This is a genomic window from Microvirga sp. RSM25 (assembly GCF_044784385.1).
Lineage (GTDB): Bacteria > Pseudomonadota > Alphaproteobacteria > Rhizobiales > Beijerinckiaceae > Microvirga > Microvirga tunisiensis.
Window position 1 is genome coordinate 3932294 of sequence record NZ_CP173039.1, and the last position, 18133, is coordinate 3950426.

Consider the following 18133-nt stretch of genomic DNA (forward strand, 5'->3'; position numbering starts at 1 on the left):
CGCAACGAGAGTGGACAGCAGCACCTCTGCACCCGGAACGAAAGGCACGCGAGGGAAAACCTGCCATCTCTGCCAACACAAAAAAGGGCGGCCGAGATGGCCGCCCGTGGCTGAGATCAAGGAATAGCCGGCTTTAGCGGATGACCTGCACGACCTTGCGGCTGCTCGGCTCCACCAGCACGGGAGTATTGTTCACAACCGTGTAACGGTATCCCTTCACCTTATATTCGGCAGGAACTTCGTGATAGGTCACCCCGGATTCCGGGAGAACCGCACCGACACGAACCTCTTCCCTATAGGTATAGGACGGCACCTTCTGCGTGGTCACATACTGACGGAACTCCGGCTGCTGTTGATCGGCGATCCCACCGACGATGGCACCCGTGACACCGCCTACAGCGGCTCCGACCGGACCGCCAACGATCGCACCACCGACCGCCCCCGTGGCAGCCCCGGCAGCGGCACCGCCCGATTGTGCGAAGGCAGCGGCAGGCGCAAGAGTGGCGAGGACAGCGCTAGCAATAAGAAATTTCTTCGACATGATCGACTCCTAAATAAGTGTTCGGGCTTTGCACCCGGCAACCGACAACGCGGCATTCCTCAAGTAGTTTCAAAGCAGGCTACGGCCTCTTCAGCATAGTTCCCGCCGCTTTTAAGTATGAACAGATGATGAATGCGCTGGGTCATCAATATAGATTTCGCGGTTATTCATCTTCCGTTCATCAGATCCGGAAATTCATGCAAGCTTTCCGAAATAGCGCCCTCAGAACCGCTGACGGATCGTTGCCATTCTAGAAGTCCGATTTGTTCTCATTCAAGACTCCGATCTAACCTTGAAACAAACCCCATGCCTTAGCCGTTAGTGTCTTTTGGATGCGTTTCCCAAATTCGATTGCAGAACGCCTCGCTGAAGATCCAACTGCAAAGGTGAGCCGTTTCGATGAGACCAAAACAGCGCCATCTTCTCATTGCGGTATCGTGCCTTGCCATTGTCTGCCCGGTGAAGGTTCAGATCAATCTCGCCCACCACGGCGGCCTAGCCCTGGAGAACGCGCCGGCTGCCGCCAAGGAAGGCAACAATAGCGGCGGGAAAGGAAACGGCGGAGGCAACGGAAACGGCAATTCGGGCGGCAATGGCAACGCCGGGAACAATGGAAATTCCGGGAATAACGGGAACGCTGGCGGCAATGGTGCCGCGGGAAACACCGGAGCCGCAGGTAGTGCCGGGAACAACGGAAACGGCAAGGGGAACGGCAACGCGGGTGGAGCGGGCAACGGAAACGGCGGCAACGGGAATGCGGGACAAAGCAATTCTGGCAGCCGGGGAAGCGCATCAAGTCAGGGAGGCACTTCGGGCCCCGGAAAATCATCGAGCCAAGGAACCTCGTCCAGCGGGGGCAATTCAGCAAGTCAAGGAAAGGCCTCAGACAAGGGCAAGGCGTCGGGTCCGAAAGCAGGCAATACTCCCGGTGTCGGTCAGTCAGCATCCCCTATAACCGGCGGACTGACGGCCCTTTTCGGAGCGATCTCTGATAGCCTTCGCCCCCGTGTGGCGACGCCAGAGAGAGCCGTTGAAAAAGCTAAGACTCGCAAGAGCACCGCGAAAGAAAAGTTCAGGTCACCCATTTCCGAACCGAACCAATCTGCATCCCCTCGCGCGGGCCAAAAAAGCAAAGCAGAGGCTGCCATTGATAGCAGAGGTACGCGAAGGACAGAAACAAAGGCGCATGCAACAGAGCCAATGCGGCCCTCTCGTCCTGCTCCCCCAGCAGCAACGGCGGACCGACCTCTCCCCAAACCCGTTCGCGCCGAGCATTCGATTGTTGCGGTTGGCCTGACATCAACCAGCTTGGCTCGGTTGAGCGCACAAGGCTTCCGGACGGAGATGCAGACGAAGGGGACTCTCGCAAGCGTGGTTCGGCTTATGCCGCCGCGCGGAATATCTCTTGGCGAGGCACAGCGCAGGGTGCGTATGGTCGATGCGGGCGCGGCGGCCGATTTCGACCACTACTACTACACGGACGAAGGCTCGGCCTGCTCCGGGCCAAGCTGCGAGGCAATTTCGCTGGTCGGCTGGAGCGGATCCGCCTCCGAACAATGCGGCCCCGCTCCGACCATCGGCCTGATCGACACAGGCATCAATCGCGAGCATGAAGCCCTGAAAGGACAGGCGATCGAAGTCCTGTCAGGTCTCGAGCTTCGCGGCAGCCCGTCTCAGCAGGATCACGGCACAGCTATAGCGGCGATCCTCGTCGGCCGGAGCGGCAGCAGCACTCCCGGTCTCGTTCCCGGCGCGCGTCTTCTGGCCGTGGATGCTTTCTATCGCGATGGCGGGACCACGGATCGGACCGACGTGATCACGCTCGTCAGGGCGTTGGAGACGCTGGCAGAACACAACGTGCGTGTCGTCAACATGAGCCTGTCCGGTTCGCCCAATGAAGTCTTGAAGCGAGCGATTGCTTCCGCCCAAGCGAAAGGCATGGTCATTGTTGCGGCGGCTGGCAATAACGGCGCTGGTGCAGAGCCGTCCTATCCCGCCGCCTATCCCGGAGTGATCGCCGTTACCGCCGTGGACAAGAAGCTCGCCATCTACTCCCGGGCAACGCAGGGTGAGTATATCGACTTGGCCGCTCCCGGAGTGGACCTATGGGTCGCGTCCGCTGGTGGCGGCTCCTCCGTCAAGAGCGGCACATCCTACGCCGTGCCGTTCATATCGGCCGCGGCAGCGATCCTCAGCGCGTCCAGCGGCACGTTGAATGCGACAGATCTTCAGGCGATACTCGAGAGCAGCACCCTCGATCTCGGCGCGCCGGGCCGCGACAAGACTTACGGCTACGGGCTCCTGCAAGCTTCGAGCCTATGCTCGCCTGATCAAAGCGAGACGCCGGTTGCACATTCGTCAACAGATGGGAAATCCGAACTTCCTTGACTGGCATTCCTCACTCGTTCGAGTTCTTCAGTCGACATCGGAGAGCCGGGCAAGCACTCGGAAGTGCTAGGCACTTTCGCCCTGATAATGCAGACTGGGAACTCTCGAAAAGGAGAGTGGGTCATGAAGGCGCTGGTGCTGGAGCGCAAGGACGAACTCAGCTTGCGTGATATCCCGATCGAGGAAACATTGGGACCTCGGGATGTCCGGGTCGCCCTTCGAACGGTCGGGGTTTGCGGTAGTGACGTACACTACTACACTCATGGAGCCATCGGTCCGTTCGTGGTCAAGGAGCCTATGATCCTCGGACATGAGGCGGCCGGCCAGATCGTCGAGGTTGGTTCGGCCGTGACGGAGTTGAAGCCCGGAGACCGCGTCTGCATGGAGCCCGGCATCCCCGATCCGGCGAGCCGCGCAACCCGACTGGGAAAGTACAATCTCGATCCGGCCGTTCGCTTCTGGGCGACACCGCCGGTGCATGGCGTGTTGCGACCGACCGTCGTCCATCCGGCGGATTTCACCTTCAAGCTTCCGGATCATGTCTCGTATGCCGAAGGCGCCATGGTCGAGCCTCTGGCTGTGGGGGTGCACGCCGCCACCAAGGTGCAGGTGCAGCCCGGCGATCTCGCTGTCGTCATCGGTGCGGGCCCGATCGGCATGGTGACGATCCTGGCAGCTTTAGCCGCCGGCTGCTCGCGAGTCATCGTGAGCGACATCCACGAACCGAAACTCGCAATGGCGCGTACGCTTGGTCCCGTAATTCCGGTCAATGTCAGGAACCAAGATCTTCTGGGCGTTGTCAAACGTGAGAGCGACGATTGGGGCGCCGATGTCGTTTTCGAATGCTCGGGCTATCCGCCTGCCATGGTGGAGATCTTCGATCTTGTCTGTCCCGGCGGAAAGATTGCTCTTGTCGGCATTCCTCTCGAACCGTTTGCCTTCGATGTCAGCAAGGCACAGGTCAAAGAGGCCAGAGTCGAGAGCATCTTCCGTTACGCCCATGTATACCCGCGGGCAGTGGCGATGATCGCGTCCGGCAAAATTGACGTAAAGCCGCTGATCACTGACCGCTTCTCCTTCGAGGAGAGCGTCGAAGCCTTCGACCTAGCCAAGGCAATGCCGCCGGCATCCGTAAAGGTGCAGATCGACATGCCCGCCTGAGCGCGTTCAAGAACTCCCACTCAAGTAGCGCTGCAGAGTGGCGCGGGTTCCATCGCGCCATAGGCTCTGCAAAGCCGTCTCAAACCGGGATCGAAACTGCGGAGCATCCGCGACATCGCCGAAGATGTCGCGCAGATCGAGAAAGGATGTCGGATCGTCCTTTGCGGCCGAGGCTGCAGGTGTCAGGCGGCTGGCATTGGGATCATCAAGATTGAAAGGCTCACCGGCATCGGTGGTTCCTGCACAATAGCGGCACCACAAAGCCGATTCGAGGGCGAGACCCGTTACGTCGGCTCCGGCATTCAGACGGTCCCGCGTCGAGGGCAGGATGAACTTGGGTTGCCGATTGGAACCGTCCTGGGCCAGACGCGGGATCGTATCCCCCACATCCGGATTGGCGAAACGGCGGGCGATCAGCTGGTAATAGACCTGAAGATCGACACCAGGCACAGGCGGCACGCAAGGAATAATCTCTTCGGTCTCCAGCTTGTCCAGGAAACCCCGCACCAGCGGATCTGCCATGGCGTCGTGCACGAAGTGAATTCCCAGGAGCCCTGCCGGATAGGCGATGGTGGCATGCCCGCCGTTTAAAATTCTAAGCTTCATCAGCTCAAAGGCCGCCACATGCGGCGTGAACGTGACGCCGACGTCCTCCAGGGCCGGACGGCCCGTCGGGAAGTTGTCCTCCAGAACCCACTGGCGGAACGGTTCGCAGAAAACCGGCCAGTTGTCCTGGATGCCGAAGCGCTCCATCAGAATCGTACGCTCCCGGTCAGACGTCGCGGGTGTGATGCGGTCGACCATGCTGTTGGGAAAGGCTACCTGCTCTCGCACGTAAGCCGCCAGCGAAGGATCCACGAGATCGGCGAGACCTGCCACAGCATCCCTCGCCACCTGGCCATTGTGGGGAATGTTGTCGCACGACATCACGGTGAAAGGTGCTCGACCCTCATCGCGACGGCGCTTCAACGCCGCTAGGAGAACCCCGAACACGCCTCTGGGCGCATCCATGTGAGCGGCATCATAAACGATGTCAGGATGTTCCGGATTGAACGATCCCGTGGCTGGATCGATGCAATAGCCGCCTTCGGTGACGGTCAGGGAGACGATGCGCAGCGCGGTATCATCGAGAGCATCGACGATGGCACGTCCGTCCTCATTGACGGGCACGAAGCCTATCATGGCGCCGGTCACCCGGGCGATGTTGGCGCCGGGCTCGAGTTCCACTACCGTCGTCAACCAGTCCTGAGGCTCCAGCGCCTGCCGCATCGCCCTGTCGCCGGCGCGGATGCCCGCGCCGGTCAGAGCCCAGTCGAGATCTTTTCCGGCATTGAAGAGATCGTCCAGATAAACGGCCTGATGAGCGCGGTGGAAGTTGCCGACGCCGATGTGCAGGATGCCCGCCTTAAGCTCATCCCGGGCATAGCGAGGCTTGGCGACACTGGACGGCAGGTTCACGAGATTGGCGAGATTCAAGCTTTGGTTCATGAGGGATGGACCTGATCGGGCACGGAAGAAACTTGGTTCGATGGGGCTGTTGCCCCTTCATGGAACATGCGGGCATGACCTGTGATGATGTCAACGGCCTTTTCGGCAATTGCCAGCACCGGCGCATTCGTGTTGCCGCTGGGGATGGTCGGCATGATGGAGGCGTCGACGATCCTCAACCCTGTAATACCGCGGACTGCCAGATCCGGTGTGACCACGGCAAGAGGATCGGTGTCGCGCCCCATGCGGCAGGTGCCGACCGGATGGTAGTTGGTTTTGACCGTTTTGCGACAATGATCGGCGAGGTCCTCGTCCGAAGCGGCCTTCTCGCCTGGAAACAGCTCCTGTGTGACCATTTCCCTAACGGGACTTGTCGCGAGAACCTCTCGCGCATAACGCAACCCGGCAATGGTCAGGCGAAGATCGTCCGGATGGCCGAAGAACTGCGGATCCACCCGCGGCAAGACGGTTGGATCGGCAGATGCAAGCCGCACCGAGCCACGTGCCTTCGGACGCAGCAGACACGGGTTCAACGTCACCCCATGGGTCGGCTCGATGCCCGAGACATCGCGATCGAGATAGACCGTGGGAACACAATAGAGCTGGATCGTCGGCCGCTCGCCGCCATCAGGATCGATGAAGGCGCAGGCCTCCACACCTGTGGTGGTGACGGCACCCGATTTGAACAGCATGTACTGCAACCCGTTGCTCAGCATTGCGAGGCCGCGGTCCTGACCGAAATAGCCGAAGGGCCCGGAGGTCGCTGCAACGATGGGAACTTCATGATGATCCTGCAGGTTCTGACCGACGCCGGGCAAGTCCGTGGCAACTTTGATCCCATGGCGCGACAGTTCTTCGACAGGGCCGATGCCGGAGAGCATCAGAAGCTTCGGCGTCATGTAAGTGCCGGCTGCGAGAATTACCTCCGTATCGGCGAAAACAGTTTCCGATCCGGCAGGCCCGTGAAGCTCCACTCCTATCGCGCGGCTTTTCTCCAACCGGATGCGAGTGACCGTCGTCTCCGTCAGCACAGTCAATTTAGGATGGGACAGGACAGGCCGAAGGAATGCATCGACCGCGCTGCGCCGGCGGCGGGTGGTCCAATCTATCGTGTGCTGCATGAAGCCGACGCCGTTCTGCTGAGCTCCGTTGAAGTCGGCCGTATAAGGAACGCCCCGCTCCTGCATCGCCTGCACGAAGGCGCGGCTCATGGCCGAGTGCTGTCCCAGGTGAGACACCTTCAAGGGGCCGCTGACGCCGTGATAGGGCGCACCCAGATGATCGTTGCCTTCCTGCCGAATGAAATACGGAAGGAGATCCCTGAAGCTCCATCCCGTGCCACCCAAGGCCTCGTCCCACCCGTCGTAATCGGCAGCCTGGCCGCGGATATAGACCATAGCGTTGACGGCGCTTCCTCCACCCAGCACCTTGGCCTGCGGCACGACGGGCGCGCGGCCCCCGAGCTGCTTCTGGGGAAGGACATGGTGCATCGTCAGGTATGTATCGCGCGCGAGATACTTCATGTACCCCGCCGGCATTGCCAGGATCGGGCTTACCCGGCGGACCCCCGCCTCGACGAGCAGCACCCGAGCGTCATGCTCGGCTACAAGACGGCTTGCCACGACGCAGCCTGAGCTGCCGCCGCCGACCACGATGTAATCAAATCGCTTTGAGGCCATCAGCCGCCTCTGGAACGAAGGATTTCTCTCTTGAGTGGCGCAACGTGCGGAAAGCCAGGTCCACTTTTCACCGACGCGGATCGCCGGCTTCGCACGATACGCTAGCTCGCCTTACGGGTCGGTACTCGGCGCAGATTGGCCAGCGGATGCCGCTGCACGCGCTCGATCGCGAAGCCGTCATCATCGAACAAGTGACATGTTGCCGGATCGAGCTTGATGGCAATGCGCTCGTGCAGGCCAGTCGGAATTTCTCCATCCGCTTGCACGATCAGCATCGTTCCGTCCTTGATCTGAGTATAAAGAAACGTTTCGCCGCCAAGCCGCTCGACCACCATTACTTCGCCGACGATCTCCCCCTCTCCTGCCAGCCTCATGTGCTCGGGCCGCACACCAAGGGTCACTGCATCCCCGGCCTTTTGGCGTGCGGGTCGAACGGGAACCGCCAGACTTGCTCCGCTGGCAAGCTGGATGGTGGTTGCCGCATCCGCCACCGCCGTGACTGTCGCGGGGAAAAAGTTCATCTTGGGGCTGCCGATAAAGCCCGCGACGAACAGGTTTCTCGGATGATGATAGAGCTCCAACGGCGTACCGGCCTGCTCGACGATGCCTCCTTGCAGCACCACGATCTTGTCCGCCATCGTCATGGCCTCGACCTGATCGTGGGTGACATAGATCATGGTTGCCGCCAGTTCATCGTGCAGGCGGGCCAGTTCGATGCGCATCTGGACACGTAACGCCGCATCGAGATTGGACAATGGCTCGTCGAAGAGAAACACCTTGGGCTTGCGCACGATGGCCCGGCCGATCGCCACGCGCTGCCGCTGGCCACCGGACAGCTCCTTGGGTTTACGGTCCAGCAGCTTGTCCAGGTGCAGGATGCGCGCAGCCTCCGCCACCTTGGCACGCCGCTCGTCCTTGGACGCGCCGGCAAGACGCAGCGAGAATCCCATATTGTCCGCAACGGACATATGCGGATAGAGGGCGTAGGACTGGAATACCATGGCGAGGCCGCGCTCCGATGGAGGCACGTCATTGGCGCGTTGACCATCGATCAGCAAGTCACCTTCGGTGATCTCCTCGAGTCCGGCGATCATCCTCAGGAGCGTTGACTTCCCGCATCCGGAGGGACCGACAAAGACGCAGAACTCCCGGTCGTCGATGGACAGATCGACGCCCTTGATGACCTGCACCGCGCCGTAGCTCTTCTCAATGCCTTTGAGGACAATTGTCGACATGTTGCACTTCCCGTTTACTTGACGGCACCAAAGGTCAGGCCCCGCACGAGCTGGCGCTGGCTCATCCAGCCGAAGACCAGGATGGGTGCGATGGCGATCGTCGATGCGGCGGAGAGCTTGGCCCAGAACAATCCTTCAGGGGCGGAGAACGAGGCGATGAAGGTGGTCAGCGGAGCCGCCTCGGAGGTGGTGAGGTTCAGGCTCCAGAACGCCTCGTTCCAGCACAGGATGATGGACAGGAGCGCCGTCGATGCGATGCCGGGCAGCGACAGAGGCAGGAGCAGCATCCAGACCTCCTGCTTCGGCTTGGCTCCGTCCATGCGTCCAGCCTCAAGAATGTCCTTAGGCACTTCCTTGAAGAAGGTGTAGAGCATCCACACCACGATCGGCAGGTTCATGAGCGTGTAGACGACGATCAGGCCCCAGCGCGTATCGATGGCGCCGGTATCCCGGAAGAGCAGATAGATCGGGATCAGGACGCCGACGGCCGGCATCATCTTGGTCGACAGCATCCAGAGCAGCAGATCCTTCGTCCGCTTTCCCGGGAAGAATGCCATGGCGTACGCGGCCGGGACGGCAATGAGCGTCGCCAGAAGCGTGGCTCCGACCGAGATGACGATGCTGTTGATGGCGAAATGAATGTAATCCGCCCGCTCGCGCACGGTGACGTAATTCTCCAGTGTCGGTGTGAAGAAGAGTTTTGGTGGCGTCGCAATCGCCTCCACCTCGGTCTTGAAACTCGTCAGGATCATCCAGAAGATCGGGAAGAAGATCAGCCCGGCGGCGAACCATCCGACCAGTGTGAAGATGAGCTTATCACGGGTTTTTGGATGCATGGCTCAACCTCAATCGGCGATATTCTTGGCAATCGAGCGGACGAGGAAGATCGCCACGATATTGGCGAGGATCACGGCGATGACGCCGGCAGCCGATGCGCCGCCCACGTCATATTCACGCAAGGCCCGCAGATAGATCAGGAAAGCCAGATTGGTTGACGCGAGGCCAGGCCCACCCGAAGTGGTGACGTAGATCTCGGCGAAGACAGACAGCAGGAAGATCGTCTCGATCATGATGACGACGCTGATGGCGCGGCCGAGATGGGGCAAGATGATGAAGAAGAACATCGAGAACGGCCCGGCGCCGTCCATGCGCGCGGCCTCCTTCTGTTCGCTGTCGAGCGATTGAATCGCGGTGAGGAGGATCAGCAGGGCGAACGGCAGCCACTGCCATGCGACGATGATGATGACGGAGGTCAGCGGGAAGCTGCCGAAGAAGTCGATGGCCGGCAGGCCGAGGGAGCGGGCGAAGAATGCGAAGAGCCCGTTGACCGGGTGCATCAGCATGTTCTTCCAAATCAACGCACTCACCGTCGGCATGACGAAGAACGGAGCGATGGCCAGCAGGCGGGCAATGCTCCGGCCGTAAAAATCCTGATCGAACAGGACGGCAAGGAGAGTGCCCAAACCCACGGTGATCACGAGCACCCAGAAGACCAGGAAAAGCGTGTTCGCCATTGCCGTCCAGAGCGACGGATCGGTCAGCAGGAAGGTGTAGTTCTCGAAGCCCGCGAAGCCGCCAACCGACGGATCGAGCAGGTTGTAGTATTGAAACGAAAACCAGAGCGTCATCACCAGTGGCACAATCATCCAGAGAAACAGGATGACCACGGATGGCGCGATCAATGGCAGGGTTCTGACATTACGCTGGCTGCGCCGCCCAGCAGGAGCCGCGGCGCTGGGAACGGGGACGGTTGTGGTGGTGCTCGCCATCTCGGTTGCTCACACTGAAGAGAGCAATCGGCGGGTGCTAATGCCCGCCGATTGCGTGGCGATTGGCTTATTTCGGATAGCCTGCCTGCTTCATCGTGCGCTCCGTAGAGCGTTGCGCCGTTTCCAACGCCTGCTCCACGGTCGTCTGTCCAGCAAGTGCGGCAGCGATCTGCTGCCCGACGGCCGTGCCGATGCCCTGGAATTCGGGAATGGCGACATACTGGATGCCGATATAAGGGACCGGATCCTTCGTCGGTTTGGTCAGATCAGCATTGACGATCGCGTCATACACCACTTTCGCAAAGGGCGCAGCCTTCTGATACTCGGGATTGTCGTAGGTCGACTTGCGCGTGCCGGGAGGAGCGGCGACCCAGCCAGCCTCATTGCCCACCAGCGTGATATAGTCCTTCGACGTCGCCCATTTCACGAAGGACTTGGCGGCGTCGGCCTTCTTCGAGGAGGCAGGAATGCCAAGCGACCAAGCCCAGAACCAGCCCGATCCGTTGCTCGTGACCTGCACCGGCGCAGCCGTGAAGGCCGTCTTGTCCGCGACCTGGCTTTCCTTGGGATTGTAGATGTAACCCGCAGCCGACGTGGCATCGACCCACATGGCGCAATGTCCCGTCGCGAACAGGGCACGGTTCTCGTTGTGCCCGTTCGCCGTAGCACCAGGAGGTCCATACTCCCGCATGTTCTTGACGTAGTAATTGATCGCGTTCTTCCACGGCTCGGTCGTGAGCTGGGGCTCCCATTTCTCGTTGAACCAGCGTCCGCCGAAGGCATTCACCATGGGACCGATAAAGGCCATGTTCTCGCCCCAGCCGGGCTTGCCGCGCTGGCAGAAGCCGTATTGCTCCTTCGACTTGTCGGTCAGCTTGGCCGCATATTCCGCGATCTGATCGTAAGTGGGCTTATCCGGCATCTTGATGCCCGCCTGATCGAACAGATCCTTGCGATAGAATGTGAACGAGCTTTCGGCATAGAACGGCACGGCATAGAGCTTGCCGTTATAGGAAAGGCCATTCTTCACGGATGGGATGATGTCGGCATAGTCATAATCGGCGCCGAGATCATCGAGGGTGATGAGCCAGTTCTGCTTGCCCCAGATCGGCGCCTCATAGGAACCGATCGTGATGATGTCGAACTGCCCGCCCTTGGTGGCGATATCAGTGGTCGCGCGCTGACGCAGCACGTTTTCCTCGAGCACCACCCAGTTCAACTTGTTGCCCGTGGCCTGCTCCCACTTGGGTGACAGCCGCTGCATGATGATCATGTCAGCATTATTGACCGTTGCAATCGTCAAGGTTTGGCCTTGAGCGAAGGCCAGACCCGTGCCTGCAATCCAACCTACTGCAGACAATAGCGTAAGCTGTCTCAACTGCATTATTTCCTCCCGGCGGAAGTCAATTTGGATTGTATTTAGTTATAAGAATGAATGCTCGCACGGCCAGTAATGGCCGTCAATTACCGAAACAAAACCTGCTTTGACTTGGCATATATCAATATTTATTATCGATTTTGCCAGTATGCTTCTATTGTTTGATCTACCCCTTGAGAGGAGTTGTCACGTTCCTCAATATGCCTAGATAACGTCGCCACGCAGCAAGGCGGCTTTGTGTTCTTTCTTTAAAGCAGACGTGAACGGCATCGACCCTCGCGATCAGATCGTTTTGTATGCGCACTGGAGTTTAGCGTATTGCTGTCGGCGGAAGGCTTTCGTGGTTGGCGGAAGGTCCTCGGCGCGCAGATGATGTCTCTAACCCGAGCCCGCCTTACTGTAACGTTTGATCCTCCCCGTCAGCAACTGACACTCCGTTGATGCCCCCGAATTTCGGGAGGCTCGCCATGAGACAGCTGCTGTAGAGACTTTCCGTCGTCATCGTTTGGATGATGAATGCCCCGCAGCCAAAGCTGAAATCCTGATCGGCATGATCTCAACCTCAGATATGGAGTTCGTGTCCCAGCGCTTTGAGCGTTGCCTCCTGGAATGCCTCGCCTTGTGTCGGATGGGCGTGGATCGTGCCTGCGATGTCCTCGAGGCGCGCACCCATTTCGAGCGCCAAGCCGAAGGCGGCCGCCAGTTCGGAAACGCCATGGCCGACGGCCTGGATGCCAAGCACGAGATGATTGTCCGCGCGGGCGACGACCCGCACGAAGCCGTCTTCGCCCAGCTTGGTCATCGCCCGACCGTTGGCTGAAAACGGGAACTGACCAACGGCGATGTCGACATCCGTTCGGCGCGCTGCTTCCGGCGACAAGCCGACCGTGACGATTTCGGGATCGGTGAAGCAGACCGCCGGGATGCTGCGCTTATCCCAAGCGCGTTTGTGACCCGCGACGATTTCAGCCGTCATCTCGCCCTGCGCCATGGCACGATGGGCCAGCATCGGCTCGCCCGTCACGTCGCCGATGGCATAGATCCCGCGCATCGATGTCTGGCATCGCTCATCGATGCGGATGAAGGGACCATCCATGTCGAGGACGAGTTCGTCCAGCCCCCAGCCCTGCGTGACCGGCCTCCGGCCGACCGTGACGAGGATCTTGTCGGCGGCGGCGAGGATGCCTCCGATCCGTCTTCCGCCTCGACCAGCAACGTGCCGCCCGCTTTCGCCAGACCTTTCGCCTTGGCACCGGTCATCACCTCGATGCCGAGTGCCTGCAGCCTCTTGGACACCGGACGCGTCAGTTCGGCATCGTATTGCGGCAGGATGCGTGACTGAGCCTCGACGACCGCCACCTTCGAGCCCATCTTCGCGAAGGCCGTGCCGAGCTCCAGGCCGATATAGCCGCCGCCGACCACGACGAGGCGATCCGGAACCGAAGTCAGCGCCAGCGCCTCGGTGGAGGAAATCACAGGTCCGCCGAATGGCAGGTTCGGCAATTCGACGGGAGCCGATCCCGTTGCGATCACGACAGTCTCGGCGCGAATGATCTGACGGCCGGTTTCCGTCTCCACCTCGACCGTCTTGCCGTCGCGAAAGCGCGCGCGGCCCTGAACCACTTTCACCTTCGCCCGCTTGAGCAGACCCGACACACCGCTGTTGAGGCGCCCGACGATACCGTCCTTCCACACAATCGTCTGGGAGAGATCGAGCTCCGGCTTCGTCGTTCTGATTCCGAGTGAATTCCGACCGTTCGCCAGATGAACGATCCTGTCGTATTCCTCCGCCGCATGAATGAGCGCCTTGGAGGGAATGCAGCCGACATTGAGACAGGTTCCGCCGGGTTTTCCCGCCTCGACGATGACCGTGTCGATCCCCAGCTGCCCAGCCCGGATCGCGCAGACATAGCCTCCGGGTCCGGCTCCGATGACGAGGAGCTTGCAGGAAATATCCTTCATCGGGTTACGCCTCCACGAAGATCATGGCGGGTGTCTCGAGCAGCACCTTGATGCGCTGCACGAAGACTGCCGCGTCCCAGCCATCGATGATCCGGTGATCGAAGCTGGAGGACAGGTTCATCATTTTGCGAGGGATGAAGGTCGATCCATCCCAAACCGGTCGCACCACCATCTTGTTGACGCCGATGATGGCGACCTCCGGATAATTGATCACCGGCGTGGTGACGATGCCTCCCATGGCGCCGAGCGACGTGATGGTGATCGTCGATCCGCTCAGCTCCTCACGGGTTGCGAGACCGGACTTCGCCGCCTCCGCAAGCCGGTTCAGCTCGGCCGCGCACTCCCAGAGATCGCGGCCCTCCGCATGCTTCACCACCGGCACCATGAGGCCGGAGCCCGTCTGGGTCGCAATGCCGATATGCACGCCGCCATGCTGATGGACGACGCCGGCGTCATCATCGTAGATGGCGTTCAGATGTGGCTGTTCGGCGATGGCTCTCACCATCGCGCGCATCAGGAACGGGAGCAACGTCAGCTTCGCCCGGTCGGCCCGCTTGTTCGCATTGAGCGTCGCTCGCAGGTCCTCGAGCGCGGTCACGTCGACTTCTTCGACATAGGTGATGTGCGGAATGCGCGATTTCGCAATCGCCATCTTCTCCGCAATCTTGCGCCGCAGCCCGATGACCTTGACGTGCTCGACCGACGTGTTCTGGGACAGTCCCGGCGCCTTGGCGACTTGGCGGCCGTGAGCGAAGAAGGCATCCAGATCCTCATGGGTGATCCGGCCGGCGGGACCGGAGCCCGGAACCTGCCGCAGATCGACCCCAGCCTCGCGCGCTCTCAACCGGACGGCAGGCGAAGCAACCGGCTTATCACCTTCGGCGCGCGTCACGGGCGCGCGATGCATCCTCACGGGGGGAGCCGGCAGCTTCTCGACCGGTTGCGGCGGAGTGCTCTTCGCCTGCCGTTCGACAATGGCGTCCGAAACTTTGACCGCGCCATCCGCCTGGGCTTCGATCTCTCCGGTCCGCACGGGCGGCTCGGTTGCCTTCTCATTCTGACTGCGCTCGGAAGAGATACTGTCCTCTCCCTCCACCTTCAGGCGGATCAGGGGAGAGCCGATGGCTACCACGTCGCCGATTTCGGCGCCGAGCCACAGAATTTCGCCATCGACGGGCGACGGAATTTCCACCGTCGCTTTGTCGGTCATCACAGCCGCCAGAACCGCATCCTCACGGACGAGATCTCCGACCTTGACGTGCCATTCGACGAGCTCCGCCTCGGCGATGCCTTCGCCGACATCGGGCATTTTGATCAGGTGCTCGCCCATGTCAGGCCTCCATCGTCTCGACAAGGGCGCGCCCGACACGGGCCGGCCCTGGGAAGTAATCCCATTCCTGAGCATGCGGATAAGGTGTGTCCCATCCGGTCACCCGGGCGACGGGCGCCTCCAGCTGGAAGAAGCAGGTTTCCTGAACGAGGGCTGCCAGCTCCGCCCCGAAGCCCGACGTGAGAGTGGCCTCGTGGACGACCACGCAGCGGCCCGTCTTCCTGACGGATGCCACAATCGTTTCCATGTCGAGCGGAAGCAGCGTCCGCAGGTCGATGATTTCCGCATCGATGCCGGTCTCCGCCACCGCTGCCTGCGCGACATACACCATCGTTCCATAGGCCAGCACGGTGACGGCCGAGCCTTCCCGCACGATCGAGGCCTTTCCGAGCGGCAGGCTGAAATGACCCGTCGGCACTTCGCTCAAATCGTGCTTCGACCATGGCGTCACCGGTCGGTCGTGATGCCCGTCGAAGGGGCCGTTGTAGAGGCGCTTCGGCTCCAGGAAGATCACAGGATCGGGATCCTCGATGGCCGCGATCAGGAGCCCCTTGGCATCATGCGGATTGGACGGCACGACGGTTTTCAATCCCGCCACATGGGTGAACAGCGCTTCGGGACTCTGGCTATGGGTCTGTCCGCCGAAGATGCCGCCGCCGGTCGGCATGCGGACCACCATGGGACAGGTGAATTCGCCGTTCGAGCGATAGCGCAGCCGGGCCGCCTCAGAGACGATCTGGTCGTAAGCCGGGTACATGTAATCGGCGAACTGAATTTCGACGCAGGGGCGCAAGCCATAGGTCGCCATGCCGATCGCCGTCCCGACGATGCCGGCTTCGTTGATCGGCGCATCGAAGCAGCGCGTCTTTCCGTATTTCTGCTGGAGACCGGCCGTGCAACGGAAGACGCCGCCGAAATAGCCGACGTCCTCGCCGAAAACCACGACGCGCTCATCGCGCGCCATCATGACATCCATGGCGTCGCGAATGGCTTCAATCATCGTCATGCGCGCCATGGCTCAGACCCCCGCCTGCTGGCGCTGACGGCGCAGATGCGGCGGCATCTCGGCATAGACGCCGTCGAACATCTCGCGCGCGGACGGCTTGGCGCCGGCGTGAAGCGTGCCATAGCTCTCCGCCTCCTTCTGCGCCGCGATCACCGTATCGAGGATCTCAGCCTCGGCCTGCTTGTGCCGTTCCTCCGACCAGGCTCCCTGCAGGATGAGATGATTCTTCAGCCGAATGATGGGATCGCCTAGAGGCCAGGCATCGGACTCCGTCTTCGGACGATAAGCCGACGGATCGTCGGACGTCGAATGGGCACCGACCCGATAGGTGACGTACTCGACGAGAGTCGGGCCGAGATTGCGCCGCGCCCGCTCGGCCGCCCATTTCGCGACCGCATGGACGGCGAGATAGTCGTTGCCGTCGACCCGGAGCGAGGGAATGCCGAAACCGAGTCCGCGGGCAGCGAAGGTCCCTGCCCCGCCCCGCGCGATGCCCTGGAACGTGGAAATCGCCCATTGATTGTTGACGATGTTGAGAACGACCGGCGCCTTGTAGGTGGAGGCAAAGACGAGCGCCGCGTGAAAATCCGATTCCGCCGTCGATCCGTCTCCGATCCAGGCGGCCGCGATCTTGGTGTCATTCTGGATGGCCGAAGCCATCGCCCAACCGACGGCCTGGACATATTGGGTGGCGAGATTGCCCGAGATCGTGAAGAACCCGTGCTCCTTGGAGGAGTACATGACAGGCAACTGGCGGCCCTTCAGCGGATCCCGGGAGTTCGAATAGACCTGACACATCATGTCGACCATCGAATAGCCGCCGGCGATCAGGAGACCGGCCTGCCGGTATGTCGGAAAGTTCATGTCGCCCGGCAACAGGGCCTTGCGGAAGGCGGAGCTGATAGCCTCCTCGCCCAGGTGCTGCATGTAGAAGGAGGTTTTGCCCTGCCTCTGGGCGATCAGCATCCGCGCGTCGAAGGTGCGCAGCGTCATCATGTTGCGCATGCCCTCGATGAGTTCTTCATCGCTCAAGAGCCCGGCCCAGGGGCCGACCGCCTCTCCAGTGCGGTTGAGAACCCGGATGATGGAGAAGGCGAGATCGCGGATGGTTTCCGGATCCGCATCGACCTCCGGCCGGGGAACGGCTCCAGCCTTGGGAATTCTCACATTTGAGAAATCGGGGGTGCCTCCCGGTCGAACGGCCGGTTCGGGTACGTGAAGGGTCAGCGGTCCGTAGTCGGTCATGGTCTTTCGTTCTCCTCCCGAGAGAACTAGGAACGAAACACCATTCGGCCATAGGCTGAGCCGTTTCTAAAGAGGCGAATACCGGTTATCGACAGGCTCCGAGAGCATGCATAACGGCCCCCAAGGCAGCGCTATCAAGGTTTCACCGTCACCAGGACCTCGCCGGCTGTAATTTCAGGCTCTCCTTGAACCAGATCGGCCAAACTCGCACGGATCCATATCAAGGCCTTCTCGTTTGCTGCAAGCGCGGTGTCACGACTGTCGAACAGTGTAATAGAACCGCCGACACCGTTGCCGCAATCGAAGACATGGTACCCCTGGAATCCCGGAGATTGTCGCAGGATCTGTCCGATCCCGCTCTCGGCCCGCCGTGCCGCCTCGGGCAGCGAGCGCATGTGTCTGAATTTCCGAATGACGACATACATGGATGGCTCCATCTGCTGCAGACGATGCGCCCCCGAGCGCCAATAAAGCGGGCGTGATGCCTCATGAACCAGGATCAGAAAGGCCTGAAGCCAGCCCCATGCTCACGTCGAGCGCGCAACGCTTATCTCGGTGGCCTGTGGCGAGTGACCATGTCGTCTGGTTCGAGATAGAGTCGGTAGAGTTCGAAAGCGGCAATCGCCACAATGCAGAACCCAATGACCACATGAGCCCAGCGCGCGGAGAGCACATCCTCGAACCAGAGGAGCCAGGGCGCTCCTGCAATCCAGAGACCTGCGATCACATTGAGCCACTCCTCCCAGTCATGGGTCCGGACCAACGCCAGGAGTGCCAGCAGGACCACAATCCCTCCGCTGACCCTGGCATTCAGGGCAGCCCAGGTCTCCTGACCGAAGCCGAGCAGCCATGGGGAGAGAAACAGGATTCCGCCGAGCACGGCATTGGTGATGTTGATGGTCATGTCGGTGCGGTTGTCGACCATGATCCACGCCCTCCTTTGCCATCGGG

General features: G+C 60.9%; 15 protein-coding genes and 1 pseudogene. 2 read left to right on the top strand and 14 right to left on the bottom strand.

All coding sequences use genetic code 11. The annotated features are described in order from the left end of the window. Positions 1-133 precede the first annotated feature (133 nt). Both ACD578_RS18630 and ACD578_RS18635 read right to left on the bottom strand, forming a co-directional pair. Positions 134-541 carry a DUF1236 domain-containing protein gene (locus tag ACD578_RS18630; RefSeq protein ID WP_152718312.1) on the bottom strand — a complete coding sequence of 136 codons (408 nt, stop codon included), beginning with the start codon at positions 539-541 and terminating at the stop codon, positions 134-136. Positions 542-1036: 495 nt separating this feature from the next. Then, on the bottom strand, positions 1037-1306 hold the full coding sequence (locus ACD578_RS18635; RefSeq protein ID WP_404287391.1) for a hypothetical protein: 270 nt from the start codon (positions 1304-1306) through the stop codon (positions 1037-1039). A gap of 666 nt (positions 1307-1972) precedes the next feature. On the opposite strand from ACD578_RS18635, the gene ACD578_RS18640 reads away from it, so the two are divergent. Next, positions 1973-2929 (top strand): S8 family serine peptidase, encoded by a 957-nt coding sequence (locus tag ACD578_RS18640; protein ID WP_404287393.1) that lies wholly within the window; start codon positions 1973-1975, stop codon positions 2927-2929. A 123-nt stretch (positions 2930-3052) separates the two neighbouring features. Continuing rightward, entirely contained in the window at positions 3053-4090 is a 1038-nt protein-coding gene (locus ACD578_RS18645) for an NAD(P)-dependent alcohol dehydrogenase (RefSeq protein ID WP_404287395.1), read from the top strand. Positions 4091-4096: 6 nt separating this feature from the next. Here the strand turns inward: ACD578_RS18645 and ACD578_RS18650 are convergent, their stop codons facing one another. From ACD578_RS18650 to ACD578_RS18705, 12 genes and pseudogenes are all read right to left on the bottom strand, one after another. Next, a complete protein-coding gene (locus ACD578_RS18650; protein WP_404287397.1) occupies positions 4097-5578 on the bottom strand; it encodes a mannitol dehydrogenase family protein in 1482 nt (493 codons plus the stop codon). After that, positions 5575-7257: a GMC family oxidoreductase gene (locus ACD578_RS18655; protein WP_404287399.1), complete on the bottom strand. Its 1683-nt coding sequence runs from the start codon at positions 7255-7257 to the stop codon at positions 5575-5577. The genes ACD578_RS18650 and ACD578_RS18655 overlap by 4 nt, the downstream gene beginning before the upstream one ends. Positions 7258-7358: 101 nt before the next feature. Continuing rightward, positions 7359-8492, bottom strand: a complete 1134-nt coding sequence (locus ACD578_RS18660; RefSeq protein ID WP_404287401.1) for an ABC transporter ATP-binding protein — start codon at positions 8490-8492, stop codon at positions 7359-7361. Between the two features lie 14 nt (positions 8493-8506). Then, positions 8507-9328, bottom strand: a complete 822-nt coding sequence (locus ACD578_RS18665) for a carbohydrate ABC transporter permease (RefSeq protein WP_152714506.1) — start codon at positions 9326-9328, stop codon at positions 8507-8509. 9 nt (positions 9329-9337) lie between these two features. Continuing rightward, positions 9338-10138, bottom strand: coding sequence for a carbohydrate ABC transporter permease (locus ACD578_RS18670; RefSeq protein WP_404293946.1), 801 nt, complete (start codon positions 10136-10138; stop codon positions 9338-9340). A gap of 190 nt (positions 10139-10328) precedes the next feature. Further along, positions 10329-11645: an ABC transporter substrate-binding protein gene (locus ACD578_RS18675; protein ID WP_404287403.1), complete on the bottom strand. Its 1317-nt coding sequence runs from the start codon at positions 11643-11645 to the stop codon at positions 10329-10331. Between the two features lie 556 nt (positions 11646-12201). Beyond that, positions 12202-13601: pseudogene (lpdA, locus tag ACD578_RS18680) on the bottom strand (dihydrolipoyl dehydrogenase). Between the two features lie 4 nt (positions 13602-13605). After that, the gene (locus ACD578_RS18685; protein WP_404287405.1) at positions 13606-14931 is read right to left on the bottom strand and encodes a dihydrolipoamide acetyltransferase family protein; all 1326 of its coding nucleotides are present in this window, start codon (positions 14929-14931) and stop codon (positions 13606-13608) included. Between the two features lies 1 nt (position 14932). Continuing rightward, complete coding sequence (locus ACD578_RS18690) at positions 14933-15946, bottom strand: alpha-ketoacid dehydrogenase subunit beta (protein WP_404287407.1); 1014 nt, start codon at positions 15944-15946, stop codon at positions 14933-14935. Between the two features lie 3 nt (positions 15947-15949). After that, a complete protein-coding gene (locus tag ACD578_RS18695; RefSeq protein WP_404287409.1) occupies positions 15950-17182 on the bottom strand; it encodes a 3-methyl-2-oxobutanoate dehydrogenase (2-methylpropanoyl-transferring) subunit alpha in 1233 nt (410 codons plus the stop codon). A 134-nt stretch (positions 17183-17316) separates the two neighbouring features. After that, entirely contained in the window at positions 17317-17607 is a 291-nt protein-coding gene (locus tag ACD578_RS18700; protein ID WP_404287411.1) for a hypothetical protein, read from the bottom strand. Between the two features lie 122 nt (positions 17608-17729). After that, positions 17730-18107 carry an SPW repeat protein gene (locus ACD578_RS18705; RefSeq protein ID WP_404287413.1) on the bottom strand — a complete coding sequence of 126 codons (378 nt, stop codon included), beginning with the start codon at positions 18105-18107 and terminating at the stop codon, positions 17730-17732. Positions 18108-18133 lie beyond the last annotated feature (26 nt).